The sequence below is a fragment of the Frigidibacter oleivorans genome, from assembly GCF_003993775.1.
GTDB classification, from domain to species: domain Bacteria; phylum Pseudomonadota; class Alphaproteobacteria; order Rhodobacterales; family Rhodobacteraceae; genus Frigidibacter; species Frigidibacter oleivorans.
In genome coordinates this window covers 101240-116111 of record NZ_RJRZ01000005.1, presented here as the reverse complement: position 1 = coordinate 116111, position 14872 = coordinate 101240, and the positions used below count along the sequence as shown (strand labels likewise).

Annotated in this window: 15 protein-coding genes; 4 read left to right on the top strand and 11 right to left on the bottom strand. The window is 62.0% G+C overall.

Annotation, left to right across the window (positions count from 1 at the left end; all coding sequences use genetic code 11):
- Positions 1–39: 39 nt before the first annotated feature.
- From EEY80_RS09000 to EEY80_RS08965, 8 genes are all read right to left on the bottom strand, one after another.
- Entirely contained in the window at positions 40–516 is a 477-nt protein-coding gene (locus EEY80_RS09000) for a c-type cytochrome (RefSeq protein WP_126976247.1), read from the bottom strand.
- Entirely contained in the window at positions 513–2468 is a 1956-nt protein-coding gene (gene mrdA, locus EEY80_RS08995; RefSeq protein WP_126976246.1) for a penicillin-binding protein 2, read from the bottom strand. The genes EEY80_RS09000 and mrdA overlap by 4 nt, the downstream gene beginning before the upstream one ends.
- Positions 2455–3198, bottom strand: coding sequence for a hypothetical protein (locus tag EEY80_RS08990; protein WP_235829766.1), 744 nt, complete (start codon positions 3196–3198; stop codon positions 2455–2457). The genes mrdA and EEY80_RS08990 overlap by 14 nt, the downstream gene beginning before the upstream one ends.
- Positions 3195–3686: a hypothetical protein gene (locus EEY80_RS08985; RefSeq protein WP_126976245.1), complete on the bottom strand. Its 492-nt coding sequence runs from the start codon at positions 3684–3686 to the stop codon at positions 3195–3197. The genes EEY80_RS08990 and EEY80_RS08985 overlap by 4 nt, the downstream gene beginning before the upstream one ends.
- Positions 3676–4104 (bottom strand): hypothetical protein, encoded by a 429-nt coding sequence (locus EEY80_RS08980; RefSeq protein WP_126976244.1) that lies wholly within the window; start codon positions 4102–4104, stop codon positions 3676–3678. Before EEY80_RS08980 ends, EEY80_RS08985 begins: the two co-directional genes overlap by 11 nt.
- Positions 4094–5077, bottom strand: coding sequence for a c-type cytochrome (locus tag EEY80_RS08975; protein WP_235829765.1), 984 nt, complete (start codon positions 5075–5077; stop codon positions 4094–4096). Before EEY80_RS08975 ends, EEY80_RS08980 begins: the two co-directional genes overlap by 11 nt.
- 2 nt (positions 5078–5079) lie before the next feature.
- Positions 5080–5760, bottom strand: coding sequence for a cytochrome c (locus tag EEY80_RS08970; protein WP_126976243.1), 681 nt, complete (start codon positions 5758–5760; stop codon positions 5080–5082).
- A 510-nt stretch (positions 5761–6270) separates the two neighbouring features.
- Entirely contained in the window at positions 6271–6831 is a 561-nt protein-coding gene (locus EEY80_RS08965; protein ID WP_112312982.1) for a L,D-transpeptidase, read from the bottom strand.
- A 524-nt stretch (positions 6832–7355) separates the two neighbouring features.
- Here EEY80_RS08965 and EEY80_RS08960 point away from each other — a divergent pair.
- The 3 genes from EEY80_RS08960 to EEY80_RS08950 are packed head-to-tail and all read left to right on the top strand — an operon-like array spanning position 7356 to position 9275.
- Positions 7356–7919, top strand: coding sequence for a L,D-transpeptidase (locus EEY80_RS08960; protein ID WP_126976242.1), 564 nt, complete (start codon positions 7356–7358; stop codon positions 7917–7919).
- The gene (locus tag EEY80_RS08955) at positions 7916–8683 is read left to right on the top strand and encodes a DsbA family protein (protein ID WP_126976241.1); all 768 of its coding nucleotides are present in this window, start codon (positions 7916–7918) and stop codon (positions 8681–8683) included. Before EEY80_RS08960 ends, EEY80_RS08955 begins: the two co-directional genes overlap by 4 nt.
- A gap of 4 nt (positions 8684–8687) precedes the next feature.
- The gene (locus EEY80_RS08950; protein WP_126976240.1) at positions 8688–9275 is read left to right on the top strand and encodes a cobalamin biosynthesis protein CobQ; all 588 of its coding nucleotides are present in this window, start codon (positions 8688–8690) and stop codon (positions 9273–9275) included.
- 128 nt (positions 9276–9403) lie between these two features.
- Here the strand turns inward: EEY80_RS08950 and EEY80_RS08945 are convergent, their stop codons facing one another.
- The 3 genes from EEY80_RS08945 to EEY80_RS08935 form a co-directional block, all read right to left on the bottom strand.
- Positions 9404–11503 carry a copper-translocating P-type ATPase gene (locus EEY80_RS08945; protein WP_235829773.1) on the bottom strand — a complete coding sequence of 700 codons (2100 nt, stop codon included), beginning with the start codon at positions 11501–11503 and terminating at the stop codon, positions 9404–9406.
- A gap of 77 nt (positions 11504–11580) precedes the next feature.
- On the bottom strand, positions 11581–12006 hold the full coding sequence (gene copM, locus EEY80_RS08940) for a CopM family metallochaperone (RefSeq protein WP_125327782.1): 426 nt from the start codon (positions 12004–12006) through the stop codon (positions 11581–11583).
- A 29-nt stretch (positions 12007–12035) separates the two neighbouring features.
- The gene (locus EEY80_RS08935) at positions 12036–12224 is read right to left on the bottom strand and encodes a heavy-metal-associated domain-containing protein (RefSeq protein ID WP_126976239.1); all 189 of its coding nucleotides are present in this window, start codon (positions 12222–12224) and stop codon (positions 12036–12038) included.
- 170 nt (positions 12225–12394) lie between these two features.
- On the opposite strand from EEY80_RS08935, the gene EEY80_RS08930 reads away from it, so the two are divergent.
- Positions 12395–14872 carry a heavy metal translocating P-type ATPase gene (locus EEY80_RS08930; RefSeq protein WP_126976238.1) on the top strand — a complete coding sequence of 826 codons (2478 nt, stop codon included), beginning with the start codon at positions 12395–12397 and terminating at the stop codon, positions 14870–14872.

Sequence of the window (14872 nt, the reverse complement as noted above, 5' to 3'; positions counted from 1 at the left end):
TCCAAACTTGGACCGACAGACTATCGTTCGGGTCAGGCATCATGGGGCGAGTGCCTCGACGGCGCTCCGCTCTGCTTGCGTGGCGCGGATGCCGTCGGGCCAAGTCGATTTGATGTAATCGAGAACAGCTTCGATATCCTCGTCCGTCAGACGGTCGCCGAAAGTCGGCATGCCGGATGTGAAGGCAACGCCCATTTCGTCAAGGACCGCCTGCCCGCCGCGTTTGATGTAGTCGCGCAGCATGATGTCGCCGTGATGCCAGGTGTGGCCGCTCGCGTCATGCGGCGGGGCGGGATACGTCCCGTCCTCATTGGCCGTTCGCCAGTCGGGATGTCCTTCCAGATCGGCGCCGTGGCACGACGCGCATTCCGCCTCATAGATGGCGCGACCTTGTTCGAAATCGGGGCTATTGTGGAAGAACGCGTTTGCTTGCGGCGCAAACAGCAGAAAGATTGCGGCGGGCGCAACAACCGCAACGCCTCTGAACCTGCCATTTCTTGGCTTGGTGGCCTTCATGTCCGGCTCACGGTGATCGGTGTCACCCCATCCGGCGGGAGAATCCGTTCGGACAGTTGAGCCAGATCCTCCCGAATTCGGGCCCGCTGCGCAGTAGGATAGGCATCTTCGGGCGGCAGGCCGCCGTGTTGGGCAAAGAGCATGATGTCGCGCGCGATCGGTGCCGCCGCCGTTGAGCCGCCGCCGCCATGCTCCACTACAACAGTCACGGCATATCGAGGCGCATCAAACGGTGCGAAGGCCACGAACAGCCCATGGTCCCGCCTGTTCCATGGGAGTTCGTCCTGCGATCGGACACCGGCTGCGCGCTCGGCCGCTGTGATCGAAAACACCTGGCTCGTTCCGGTCTTCCCGGCCATGGCTTTGGTCACATCCGCGATCCGTGACCCGTATGCGGTGCCACGCTCGTGGTTCGACACCTCGAACATCCCTTGTCGCACGATCGCAAGCGCTTCTGCCGAAAGTCCAAGTGAGACAGGCGCAGGTTCACCCGGGCTGGCCCCACCGAGCGGGCGCACGAGACGCGGGAGGACTGCCGTTCCTGAGGCCAGGCGCGCGGTCATCGTGGCTAGCTGAATTGGCGAGGTCAACGTGAAGCCCTGGCCAATGGACGCGTTGATCGTGTCGCCAATCAACCAATCCTGACCGTAACGCTCTTGCTTCCAGGCGCGCGAGGGATTGTTGCCGTGAACCATTCCCGACAGCGGAAGGTCGTATTTCTGGCCCAGTCCGAGACGGTCATTCATCGCAAAGATGCCATCGATCCCGATCCGTTGCGCAACTTCGTAGAAGTAGACGTCGCAGGACTGCCGCAACGCACCGACCATGTCGACCCGCCCATGGCCGCCGCTTTTCCAGCAATGGAACCTGCGACCAGAGATTTCCACGTACCCGTTGCAGGTCACGGTTTCTGCTGGATCCATGACCCCGCTTTCCAGAGCCGCGAGCGCATTCGACATTTTGATCGTGGACCCCGGCGGATAGGCCCCTTGAACGGTCTTGTCGGCAAGCGGGCGAAACTCGCTGTCGCGCAGTCCGCTGTAGTCCTTGCTCGATATCCCCCGCACGAAGAGGTTCGGGTCAAATGCAGGGGCAGACGTGCAGCCGAGGAGATCACCGTTCGTGACATCCATTACGATTGCCGCCGCGCTTTGTCCTTCGAGGCGCACACGCATGAAGTTCTGCAAATGATGATCCAGTGTGATCTGCATGTCCGAGCCGGGGGTCGGCGGATCTAGTGCCAGCTCGCGCATGGTCCTGCCGCCGGCGTTGACCTCCACCCGCTGAGCTCCCGGCTCACCGCGCAACGCACGCTCGTGGATCCGCTCAAGCGCCGTCTTGCCGATCTGGTAGTCCGGCGAGCGCAAAAGCGGATCGGGTTCCCCGTCCTTGGCTGTGAGATCGCTGTCGCTGACGGGTCCCACATAGCCGACCTGATGGGCAAAGTCCGGCCCGAAGGGATAGACCCGGGACAGGACCATCTCCGGGTGGACACCCGGAAGAGCCGGGGTGTTCAAGGCGATGATTGACAACTCTTCCCAGGTGACCCTGTCCTTAACGGTCACCGGGACAAAGCCCCGAACGCGGTCAAGTTGCTCCCGAATCCGGTCGATGACCTCACCCGTCAGACCAAGAAGCCGCTGCAGTTTCGCAAGGACGTCATCGACGTCCCGGGCCTCTTCCTTCACGAGCGTGATCCGGTAGGTGTGTTCGTTGTCCGCGACGATCTTGCCCGCGCGGTCGAAGATGCGGCCCCGGTCGGGGCGCACCAGCCGCAAATTGATCCGGTTTTCCTCGGCCAGGAGGTAATATTCCTCAGCATCGCGTACACCTAGTTGCCACATCCGGAAACCAAGCACGCCGACCACCGAGGTCATCACACCGCCAAGCAACAGTGACCGACGCGTCGTTACCCGTGCGGCTTGGGCAAGATCCCGTTCAGATCGGCGCATGCTTGGCCCTCTCGTCCTGAGACTCCGGTATGCGTCTGCCGCCGATGGTTTTCAGGTAAGCGGCAAGTCGCAGTCCCAGGACCAAGACCACCAGTCCGACGAACCAATACTGCAGCGGGTTCGGCTCGGGCGTCGCCCGGTGAAAGCTGAGGAAGTGCATGAACAGGAAGTAGGCGACATGCGCTACAGACAGCCACCAGAGCGGCAGGACACCCATTTGCAGGAACTTCCAGCCGGAAACGCCCAGGCGGCGCATTGCGACATCGCTTGAGGTTGTGGCCAGGAGGACGCCGAGGAGCAAGGCGGCGATCCCGATCGCATTGGCCAGACCAAAGCCATGCTGAAACATGACATAGCTGAGGAGTTCGGGATGCCATTCGAAGCCGAAGAGCCGCATCAGGTCCCATTCGACCCAGCCGACAAGAATGATTCCAGCATGCACAAGCGCCAGAAGGCAGCCGTAGATGCCCGACTCACGGCGGTAGGGCAGCACCAACACTGCGGGTCTGAGGAGCCGGGCCAGAGGCCCCAGGCCCATCGAAAGCGCAACCAGCACCAGCGAGGCGTCGGCAAGTGCCCGGTTCCAGCGGTGCATCGGACTCCACTCGCCATGGATAGCCGCAAAAATCAGAACGAGGCCAGCAGAGAGGAGGGCCATCAGCCCGTGCCGCAAAAGTACATTCCGGCTCAGCCGTCGGAACATTGGGTCATGGACCGTGACTGTCTTCATTTCACGTTACCCCGATCAAGGCCCCGCAGTCCCAGCACCACCCTGTTGCCAGTGCGGACAGCGCGAAACCGGCGCCATGTTGTCAACGCGGCGATACCCATGATGACGAGCCCGGCAGTCGCAAGCCACGGCCGGAGCGGATCAAACCAGGCAAGAAGTGCCGGTCCACCGAAGACCAGCATGAGCACCTTGTTGCAGGTTGGGCAGGCGATTCCGAGAAAGCTGGCAAGCCCACCCGTCCCGGAAGCGCGCAAGTTGCACTGAGGGACCCACAACGCCGCTGTCACACCTCCGAGGAAGGCCGTCAGAACGGTCGCGACGAACTCCCAAGGCCCGACTGGAGTCATCCGGACAAAAAGTGGGTTCGCCCATACGGCAGTGACCGTGCCGAGGACCACAAACAGTGTGATGCCAACAGCTAGGCCGCGCAGGTTGCGGCGAAGGCTGTCATCATTCAGAAAAGTTGCCGGACCTAGGTTATCGCGCATCAAACTCGACCTCTGCAAACTCTTCACCAAAGCCCACACTGACGACCCAACGACCGGCCATGGGCAGCTTCACGTCGGCGCGCCAGACGCCTGCCTCGACCAGCTGAAGCGGAGGCGCTACGCCGTCCATGTGCATGTCGACCATCGCAAAGTTCACATCTGGCCGCATGCCGGCAGCTGCGCCGGCGTCGGTATCGGGCATGAACTGGATTTCCACCCGAACGTCACGACCACCGAGCGCGTAGACCTGGACGTCCATCCGTCCGTCCGAAAGCGCCTCGGACACTTCGGCTGTCGCCGATGGATCAGCGGAGATCGTGTCGCGCGGATCGAGGGTCCAGACGGTGGTCCAGATGAAGACACCGACGAAGACGGCAACGCCCAAAGCCAGAATGACGGCAAGCGCTCTAGTTCCCATTTCCCATATCCATCTGTGAATGATCCATTCCAGCCATCGGGGTCTCGACCGGCGTCGGTGCGGGCGCAGGAATGTCGCCCGTGCCTTCGGGGTCGAGGAGATAGGTGGCAATGGCCTCGCGGTCGGCAGCGCTCAGGAAAGACGTGCCCTCAGCGACGACCTCGGCCATGCTGCCGCCGAAAGCATCACCGTTAGGCAGAATCCCGGACTGAAGCGCGTAAGCCAGGTTCGCAACGCCCCAACCTTTTGCAAGGAGAACGTCACTCAGAATTGGCGGTGCTTTGCTGCCCCCTGGAAGGCTGTCGTTCCCGGCAAAGCGGGCGCCGTCATCAAGGCCCCCTGCCAGGGTTCGGCCCGTGTGACAGGCAGCGCAATGTGCAGCCCCTTCGACCAGCACCCGCCCGCGGTTCCACGGGGAAGACGTGCCCATAAGTGCGTCCGTCTTGGGCGTCTCAAGGTAAGCCGCGCGCCAGAGCTTCAGCCCCGATCTGAAACTGAAGGGAAAGCCGACGTCGTGGGGTGGGGCTGCATCGCCAACAGCCGGGACGGTGCGGAACGCCTCCCAGAGGTCGGCAATGTCCTGATCGGTAAAACCGGCGTAGAAAGAGTAGGTGAAGACGGGGTAGTAGGGGTCGCCGTCAGGCGACACCCCTTGGCGCACCGCCTTGGCGAAATCCTGCACAGTCCAGCGCCCGATCCCGGCCTCCCGATGCGGTGTGATGTTCGGTGGCACGAAGGTGCCGAATGGTGTGTCCAGAGGCGCACCTCCCGCGAGCGCCAGACCCTTGGCGTCTGAGTTGGTATGGCAGGACACGCAGCCACTTGCGCGCGCGAGATAGGCCCCGCGTTCGGCATCGCCGGGAGGAAAGCTCGCGGGCTCGACCTCCCCGATCGGCCAAAGTGCCAACACCCCGGCACCTATACCTGCCACAATGGCTGGGAAGACAAAGGAAAGCCGGATCAAACCTCGCATGGTCAGTTCCGGCCCGCTCGAAACTGCGCATGACAGGAAGAGCAGGTCGCACTGATCCGGTTGAAGAGGTCGTCGGCCGCCAGTGTCGTCAGATCAAGCTCCAAAACTGTCGGGTCCGATGTCCCTCGTGCCACCGCGATCTCTTCCGGAGCCGCTCCGTATCCCATCAATTCCGCGATCGTGAAGCCTTGCGCCGGTTGCGGTGTTCCGGTCATGCCCATGGCCGAGTGATCCATGCCAGCCATCTCGCCATCTGGCGAACTCGCAGGCTCGAGACCGTTCGGGGCTGCTTCGGCCAAGGCGTCAGCATAGGCCTTCAGTTCTTCGGAGAGAGCCGCGAACTCCTGCCAGTCGGACCAGATATCCGGCTTAGCATAGGTGACGCCTTCAAGGCTGTTTTCAGGGAAGAGCGACAGCATCGTCCCGCCCGCATGACTTGCAATGACGCTGGCGCCTTCAGACACAATGAAGGTGTCGTAGGGCACGGTGCCCTGCATCATCGGTGCCAATTCCGCGATGGTATCGCGCATTGCCGTCATTCCGTTCATGCGGTCCAGGACGACGCCCGTCGCCCCCGTATGTGCCAGCGCCACTGCCGCGACGGCGGAAGCGGCAAGCGCGATCGCGCCCGTCCATTGAGATTTCATCTGCCTGACTGCCCTTGGGTTTTTGTTGTTGCTCATTGGCTGCGCCCTGCCGGTCAGGCGGGTCGCACCTTGGGACGACTTCTGGAGTCAGGCTGAGAAAGGGTCGAACCTGAGCCAGTCTTTCAAACCGGCTCTTCTGGTCATCGAACAATCGTTCGGCCTGACTGTCAGGTCAGGGTTCGCGGGGGAGGAAGTGTGATGGCCGGACCGCCAAAACGGCGTTGCGACTGCTCAGCATCGGGCTGAAGCACAGCCGGAACGGCCTTGGGCTGTATCGATGCCAGAGCATCCGGCAAAACGAACGCAGTGCAAGTGACGCCGGGATGGCAGGCAGGCGTAACCGAAGATTGCTGTTCGGGGGTATCAGCAGCCTCGACGGTGAGGCCGGAATGATGCTCGTTGCCAGGCGCTGCTTCTGCAGATTGTCCCAACACCAAGCCCATGACCAGAGCGACAGTCAGAAGCCACATCGATACGAAACGCAACAACCTGCGTGCAAGCAGGTTCTGCGTTGGGGCCAATGGGTATGCTGTCGCTCTCATCCGTTCAGATCAGCTTGACTTTCGTTCCGACCGGAGTGCGGTCGAACACTTCTTCGATGTGCTCATTGTAAAGCCCGATGCAGCCGTTCGACGAACGACGCCCGATCTTACGCGTGTCGTGAGTACCATGAATCCGGTAGTACTGCCACGATAGATACAGGGCGCGGGTGCCAAGCGGATTGGTTGGATCGCCTCCTGGCACGAAGGCTGGCCACTCCGGGTTGCGCTCCCGCATCGAGGGCGTCGGAGCCCAACTTGGGTTAACCCGCTTCTCGACGACCTCGGTGTATCCCCGCCGGGTCAATTCATCCGATAGCGGAACCGAAGTGGGATAGAGAAACATCTGACCGTCGCTCGTCCAGTGCTGGAGAACCTTGCCCGTGGTGTCAGAGATGATGACCCCGACCCCAAGCGAGTCGAAGTGGTCCTGCCACTCATGGATGCGGAACGCCGAGATGTTGTTCCGGACTGGTCCCTGATTGTCCTCGGTCGCAAAGGCTGCCCGGCCCGTCAGGAAAGGCGCGGCAAGGGCTCCGGCAACGAAAAGTCGTCGACTGAATCGCATGGTCTGCTCCTCTTTTTTGTTACCTGTGCCGGCTTCCAATGTGGGAAGGTCAAATCGCTTTGCATCGCACAGGGGTCACAAAGAGGTGAAGCCGTGGCGCTTTCGCCGCTTTTTGTTGGGAAATTCTCTGCTCACTTCGATGTGAACACCTCTCCCATACACCAAGAGCGCTATTCTGCGCCCATGCGTAAGTTTGCGAACACCCTGTGCGGTTTGTGCTTGCTCGTCGCCCTTCTTTGGGCGGCGCTTCCTGATCACGCATCCCACGGCGCTCATGCAGATCATGCTCAAACCGCAGCTGTGGACCAGGACGCCCTTTGCAGCGACGGATCAGGCCATGCCTCCTGCCAGCTTGTCGCAACTGCCTCCTTGTCATTTTTCGAGGTGGCACCGTATGCCAAGTCTGCGCGGTTCGTGATTACGCCGGTCTCTGCCTCAAGCCGCGCCTTTGCCCCCGGTCGCCCACCTCCGCGAACCTTCCTCTGAGTGAACCCTCGTCCTTCACGTTCCTCTCAGGAGTTCGCATGATTTTCCGTCGATCCTTTCTTTCCGGCGCAGCCGCTGCAGCCCTCTCGATGCCAACTGTCCTTCGTGCCCATACCGATGAACCCTTCGTACTGGCCGACGAATTTCAACCTCGCGAGGTCCGAGTCCGAGAGCAACATGCCCCCGGTCAGATCCTCGTCTTCCCGCGAAGTTTCTTTCTGTACTATGTTTTCGATTCCGAGCGGGCCGTCCGGTACGGTGTCGGCGTCGGCAAGGCCGGTCTGGCATTCAAGGGATCGGCAATCATTGAACGCAAGGCCGAATGGCCGTCATGGCGCCCGACAAACGACATGATCCGCCGGAATCCCGATCGCTATGCCCAGTTTGCCGAGGGGGTGCCGGGCGGACCTGGCAACCCACTGGGCGCCCGAGCCCTCTACCTTTACCGCGACGGGCGCGACACCTACTACCGGATTCACGGCACGACAGAGCCGTGGTCGATTGGACGGTCCGTGTCGAACGGTTGCATCAGGATGCTGAACGACCATGTGATCCAACTCTATGAGCAGGTCCCAGTCGGAACGCCGGTTACTGTCCTGTGACGATCCGCCGTCGTTATGTCTTCGTGTTGGGGGGCATCGTAGCCTTGATCTATGGACTACGGGCCCTGCCCTGGGACCGGCTTGGCGGAAGCGGGCTGTCCTATGTCGACATCGAGGGTGTGCCGCCATTTCGTCGACTGGAGCTGGCCGGTCAGACCTCCACGGCAAACATCGCCCTTGTCGGTCTCGATGGGCCACTACCTGATGCGGGAGCACGCAGGGCGCGCATGGAGACCCTGCGCACTGACCCATGCCCAGCCCTGTTCGGAAATAACTCCCCGGATGCTGTGGTTCCGATCGCCTACTTCAGTGAGTTTCGTTGCCCCTTCTGCCGTGCACTCGAGCGGGATCTTGAGACCCTGCTGGCCGAAGATCCGGCTGCGTACCGGCTCGTGCAACACGAACTTCCAATCTTCGGGCCGCCGTCTGAACTGGCCGCCCGGGCATCTGTTGCCGCCGCACGTCAGGGCAAGCAACAGGAGCTTCGCCGCCGCTTCATGCGGACACCGATGGTTGCCGAAGAGGCCTCGGTGCGGCGTGTGGCGGAAACCCTTGATCTGGATGTCGAGCGGCTCTTGATTGACATGTCCTCCGCTGCGGTTCAGGTCGAGCTCGAACGAACACGCGCACTTGCCGATCTCTTCGGGTTCATCGGCACCCCAGGTCTGGTGATCGGCCGGACCGTGCTCACCGGTGCGGTTCCCCTCTCCCTCCTCCGAGAGATTGCGCAAGAGGAGAAGGCCGAACCAGTTCCGGTCTGTTGATACGATGAACACACCAACCCATATGCTGATCGGGGCTGCCGTCTTTGCGCGTCCCATCGTGCCGGCCACTCTGGTAGCGGCCATGCTGGGCGGCCTCGCCCCTGATGTCCCGATGTTTGCATTGGTCCTATTTTCGACACGCCTGGTCGGAATTCCGCAGCATGAAGTCTTCGGAGACCTCTTCTACTCGGACTCATGGCAGGCCATTTTTGCCGTTGATCACAGTTTTTTCGTCTGGGGCCTGCTTCTTGCTCTTGGACACTGGCGACGTCACCTCATTCTTACCGCCTTTGCAGGAGCCGGCCTTTTGCATGCGGCCACCGACTTCGTCACCCATCATGACGATGCCCGCCGCCAATTCTGGCCCGTGTCGGACTGGGTATTCCGCAGTCCGGTCAGCTACTGGGACCCGAACTATTACGGCGGTATCATCGGCGTGGTGGAACTTGGGCTGGTTCTGTTCGCCACTGTCTTTCTCTGCTGGCGGCACCAAAAACTCTGGCAGCGCGTCGTGATCGTCATTTTGGCTGCTGTGTTCGTCGTACCCGTGATTGTCACAGGTGGCTTCCACGGACTTCACGGCATGGGCTGAAAGAGCGCAACGCAACCTGCTCCAGGTTCCCGCTCGGCATGGCTTGAATGGCCATTCTGGATTGATCGCGCCGCCCCTCGCAGCTTACCGAAAAGCCCGCTTGGTCGTCCTAAGCGCTCAATGTTTCCTTAGCTCGATCTGTATCGCCGCAACAGTTGCGCGTTGATGGCAACAATGATCGTGGAGGCCGACATGAATACGGCACCGACTGCAGGCGTCATCAGGAAGCCGGTGCCGAAAGTGATGCCAGCCGCCATTGGAATGGCAAAGGCGTTGTATCCTGTCGCCCAGATCAGGTTCTGAACCATCTTCGAATAGGTCGCTCGTGACAAACCAAGAATGGCCTCGACGTCCCTTGGGTCAGAACGCACCAAGACCACGTCAGCGGATTCCACGGCGACATCCGTTCCCGCACCAATTGCAATCCCAAGATCGGCTTCGACGAGCGCTGGCGCGTCGTTCACCCCGTCTCCGACCATGGCGACTTTCAAACCCCGGGCGCGAAGTTCTTTCACGCGGGCCGCTTTCTGATCCGGGAGCACCTGTGCGAAATATTCATCGAGGCCGAGTTCTGCGGCGACCGACTTCGCGACACCCTCTGCGTCTCCTGTCATCATGATTGACCTGACGCCCTTTGCCTTGAGACGCGCTACGACATCACGCGATTCCGTGCGCACGATGTCTGCCAAAGCAAGCAACGCATAGGGCTGGCCGCCGACCTCCAGCACCACGACGGTCTTGCCGGCCGCCTCCAGCAGGGCGAGTCGGGGGTCGGTTACAGGTCTGTCCTGCCGCCGGAGATGACTGGGGCTGACAATCGCGATTTCCTGCCCTTCAACGCGCGCCGTTACGCCAGCACCAGTGATGCTCTGCAATCCTTCCGGTGCCGGAAATCCGATGCCACGGGTTTTCGCGGCGGCGACGACTCCCATGGCGATCGGATGCTGCGACTGGCTTTCAACCGATGCCGCAAGGCGCAAGGCGGTTGTCTCGTCGCCATCTTGCAGCAAAACCAGATCGCTGACGCCGAACCTGCCCTCGGTCAGTGTGCCTGTCTTGTCAAAGACCACGGCATTCAGATCCCGCGCACGCTCGAAGGCCGCACGGTCGCGAATCAGCAGTCCGTTGCGCGCTGCCAGCGATGTCGAGACGGCCACGACGAGCGGCACGGCAAGGCCAAGCGCATGCGGGCAGGCGATGACCATGACGGTCACCATCCGCTCAAGCGCAAAAGTGGCCCCCGCCCCGACCGCATACCAGTAACCGAACGATCCGAGGCCGACGGTGATGGCAATCCAAGTCAGGACAGTCGCTGCGCGCGAAGCCAGATCCTGTGTGCGCGAGCGGCTGTCCTGCGCCACTTTCACCATGGCGATGACCTGTGACAGGTAGGTCGCCTCGCCCGTCGCCTTCACCTCGATGGTAACAGCACCTTCGCCATTTACCGCACCGCCGATGACAACCTCGCCCGCAGACCGCGTGACAGGTTTCGATTCCCCGGTCAGCATGGCCTCGTTGAAGGATGATGTGCCTTCGATGATCGTTCCATCGACCGGCACCTTGGCGCCGGGGCGGATCACGACCCGGTCGCCGGCAATCAAGGCCGCGACGGGCACGTCCTCCGTTCCACCGTCCGCAGTAACGCGCAGTGCGGTATCGGGCAGCAGGCGGACCAGTTCCTCCAAAGCGCGAGAAGCGCCGAGGACGGACCGCATTTCAAGCCAATGGCCCAAAAGCATGATCGTGACGAGCGTGGCCAGTTCCCAATAGAACGGCTCTCCGCCGGGCAGTCCCAGCGTGACGGCAGCCGAGTAGAAATAGGCTGTAGAGATGGCAAGCGCGACCAGCGTCATCATGCCCGGACGACCACTGCGGATTTCCGGAAGTGCCCCTTTCAGGAAGGGCCAGCCGCCCCAGAAATAGATGATCGAAGACAGGGCCAGCGCGACCCACTCTTCGCCAGCAAACAGGGGTGCCATCCCTTGCCCCGTAAAGACCCGCACCATCGGCGACAGCACCAAGACTGGGACGGTCAAGACGACGCATACCCAGAACCGGCGGCGGAAATCGGCCACCATGTCGCCGTGTCCTGCGTGGGCACTACCCCCCTGTGGCGCATGCCCCATCGCGGTGTGATCAACGGCGGGCTTAGCACCATGGCCCATCCCGGAATGGTCCATTCCGGCCATCGGCGGGTGGGTGTCCGGTTTCTGCGCGTTGCTGGCCATCAAACCGAACTCCTTTGCGTCCCGGATTGCACGCGGCGCGGCCGATCTCGACCGCGCCGCCCAAGGTCATGCCGGGCTTACATGCCCTTGGTGGCGAGAAAGGCCTTGAGCGTGGCGATCTCGGATTCTTGCGCCGCAATGATCGCTTCGGCCAGCTTGCGCATTTCGGGGTCCTTGCCGAATTCAAGCTGAATCTTCGCCATGTCGATAGCGGCCTGGTGGTGCGGGATCATGCCCCTGGCGAAATCGATATCCGGGTCGCCGGTATAGGGGACCATCATGTCGGCCATCATCTTGTCCATCGCGGCAGCGCTGGCGACGGTAGCCGGGTCATTGGCGAGTTCCGGGGGTATCAGGGTCGCATGGCTCATCATGCCCATATCCCCCATGCCCATGCCGCCCATGTTGGAGTGGTCCATGCCCTCCATGGTTTGCTGGGCAAATGCGATCCCGCCGACAACAGCAACAGCCGCAATAGACAGCGCTAGAGTACGTTTGTTCATTCAGATTTTCCTTCGATGGTTATGTTTTGTCAGGCAGGCGCGTAGCCGACCTCAGTCAGCGCAGCGACCAATCGGTCGCGAGAAGCCGCTGATTTCACTTCGACCTTGTGCGAGGCCGGATCTGCGCTCACCTTAGCGGTGGGGTCCACCGCCTGGATCGCCTTGGTCACACTGCGTGCGCAGCCGCCGCAGGTCATGTTCTCGATATGGAACTGCATGAGTGTCTCCTTTTGGACAATCGCCTCATGCAACTCGATATGGGCCTTCCCACCGTTGTAAGGTCAAGGGAACAAATCCGTGAACAGACAAATTGAAATCAGGGCTTGACCTTATCATCATGGGAAGCCTTATCTCAGTCAGCGGAGTAACTCGCCACTGGAGTGCCGCGATGAACATACAAGCCCCTCAGAACGCCACGGCAGACCTCGGCCGGATCGTGATCGACGTCGAGGGCATGACCTGCGCATCATGTGTCGGGCGCGTTGAGCGCGCACTGCAGGCGGTCTCCGGGGTAAAAACCGCAGCCGTCAACCTCGCGACGGAACGGGCAGAAATCATCGGGCCAGACCTCGACCGGTCGGCTCTGGTCAAGGCAATCGAGGACGCGGGCTATGATGTGCCAACGCGCCCGATCGATCTCATCATCGAGGGGATGACCTGCGCCTCCTGCGTCGCACGGGTGGAGCGGGCCTTGAAAACGGTACCCGGTGTGACCGCAGCCAATGTCAATCTGGCCACGGAACGCGCCACGGCCACCGGAACGGCGGATCTTGCCTCCCTGATCGGCGCAATCGCGGATGCGGGTTACGTGGCACGGGCAGCGACCGAAACCGCCATCATGTCAGAAGAGTCCGCCGCGAAGAAAACGGCCGAGGAAGCCGCATTGAGGCGCGATGTGCTTTTTGCTGCGGCTCTGACTCTGCCGGTTTTTGTCCTCGAGATGGGATCGCATCTGTTCATGTGGGTCCACATGGCGGTGATGAACAGCATTGGCATGCAGAACAGCTGGTACATTCAGTTCGCCTTGACGACCGTGGTCCTCCTTGGCCCTGGCCTCAGGTTTTACCGCAAGGGGTTTCCGGCCTTGGCGCGTCTGGCGCCTGATATGAACAGCCTAGTCGCGGTCGGAACGTTGGCTGCCTTCGGCTATTCCCTCGTGGCAACCTTTGCCCCCGGAATCCTTCCCCCAGGCACCCAGAATGTCTATTTCGAGGCGGCGGCAGTCATCGTCACATTGATCCTCCTTGGTCGTCTGCTTGAAGCTCGCGCAAAAGGCCGGACCTCAGAGGCAATCAAGCGGCTGGTCGGACTTCAGGCCAAGACCGCCCGTGTCCTTCGCAATGGCGGCCTGGTCGAAGTGCCGGTCGCCGAAGTCCGCCCGGGCGATGTCGTCGAGGTCCGCCCGGGCGAGCGGGTGCCGGTCGACGGCGAGGTGACGACGGGCGCAAGCTGGATCGACGAAAGCATGATCTCTGGCGAGCCCGTGCCGGTCGAGAAGGCACCGGGCAGCACCGTGACCGGCGGCACAGTAAACCAGACCGGCGCCTTCAGTTTCCGGGCGACGGCGGTGGGCGAGGCTACGATGTTGGCTCAGATCATCCGCATGGTCGAAGCCGCGCAAGGCGGCAAGCTGCCGATCCAGGCGTTGGTCGACCGCGTGACGATGTGGTTCGTTCCCGTCGTCATGGCGCTTGCCGTCCTGACTTTCGCCGTCTGGCTGATCTTCGGGCCTGATCCGGCCCTGACCTTTGGCCTGGTCAACGCCGTCGCCGTCCTCATCATTGCCTGCCCCTGCGCCATGGGTTTGGCCACACCAACGTCGATCATGGTCGGCACCGGGCGTGGTGCCGAAATGGGCGTGCTCTTCCGCAAGGGTGAGGCCCTCCAAGCCTTGCAGAGCGTCAAGGTGGTCGCGTTCGACAAGACCGGTACCCTGACCGAGGGCAAGCCGCGCCTGACCGACATGGCGCTGGCGCCGGGCTTCGACCGGGCCGCAGTGCTGGCAGTGGTGGCGGCTGTCGAAGCGAAGTCCGAGCATCCGATCGCCCGCGCCATCGTCGCCGCGGCCGAAGCCGAGGGCCTGATCCTTCCCGAGGTCACTGCCTTCGATTCCGTCACCGGTTTCGGTGTGACGGCGGCGGCGGGCGGACAGCGGGTCGACGTCGGCGCCGACCGCTACATGGTCAAGCTCGGCCTCGATGTCTCGGGCTTCGGCGATACCGCGACCCGGCTCGGCGACGAGGGCAAGTCACCGCTCTATGCCGCCATCGACGGCAAGCTTGCCGCGATCATCGCCGTTGCGGACCCGATCAAGGAAACCACGCCGCAGGCGATCCGGGCATTGCACCTGCTGGGGCTGAAGGTTGCCATGATCACCGGCGACAATGGCCGCACGGCGAACGCCATCGCCCGCCAGCTTGGCATCGACGAAGTTGCGGCCGAGGTGCTGCCCGACGGCAAGGTCGCTGCTGTGAAACGTCTGAAGGCGTTGGGGCCGCTGGCCTATGTCGGCGACGGGATCAACGATGCTCCCGCCCTGGCCGAAGCGGATGTGGGCCTTGCCGTCGGCACCGGCACCGACATTGCCATCGAGGCGGCGGACGTCGTACTGATGTCGGGCAGGCTGACTGCGGTTTCGGATGCCATCGCGCTGTCCAAGGCCACCATGCGCAACATCCGCCAGAACCTGTTCTGGGCCTTCATCTACAACGCCCTGCTGATCCCGGTTGCGGCAGGCGCGCTCTGGCCCGCCTTCGGAATCCTGCTGTCGCCGATCTTCGCCGCCGCCGCGATGGCGCTATCGTCGGTCTTCGTCCTTGGCAACGCTCTGCGACTGCGGCGCTTTGCACCTTCAATCGCCGTGTAA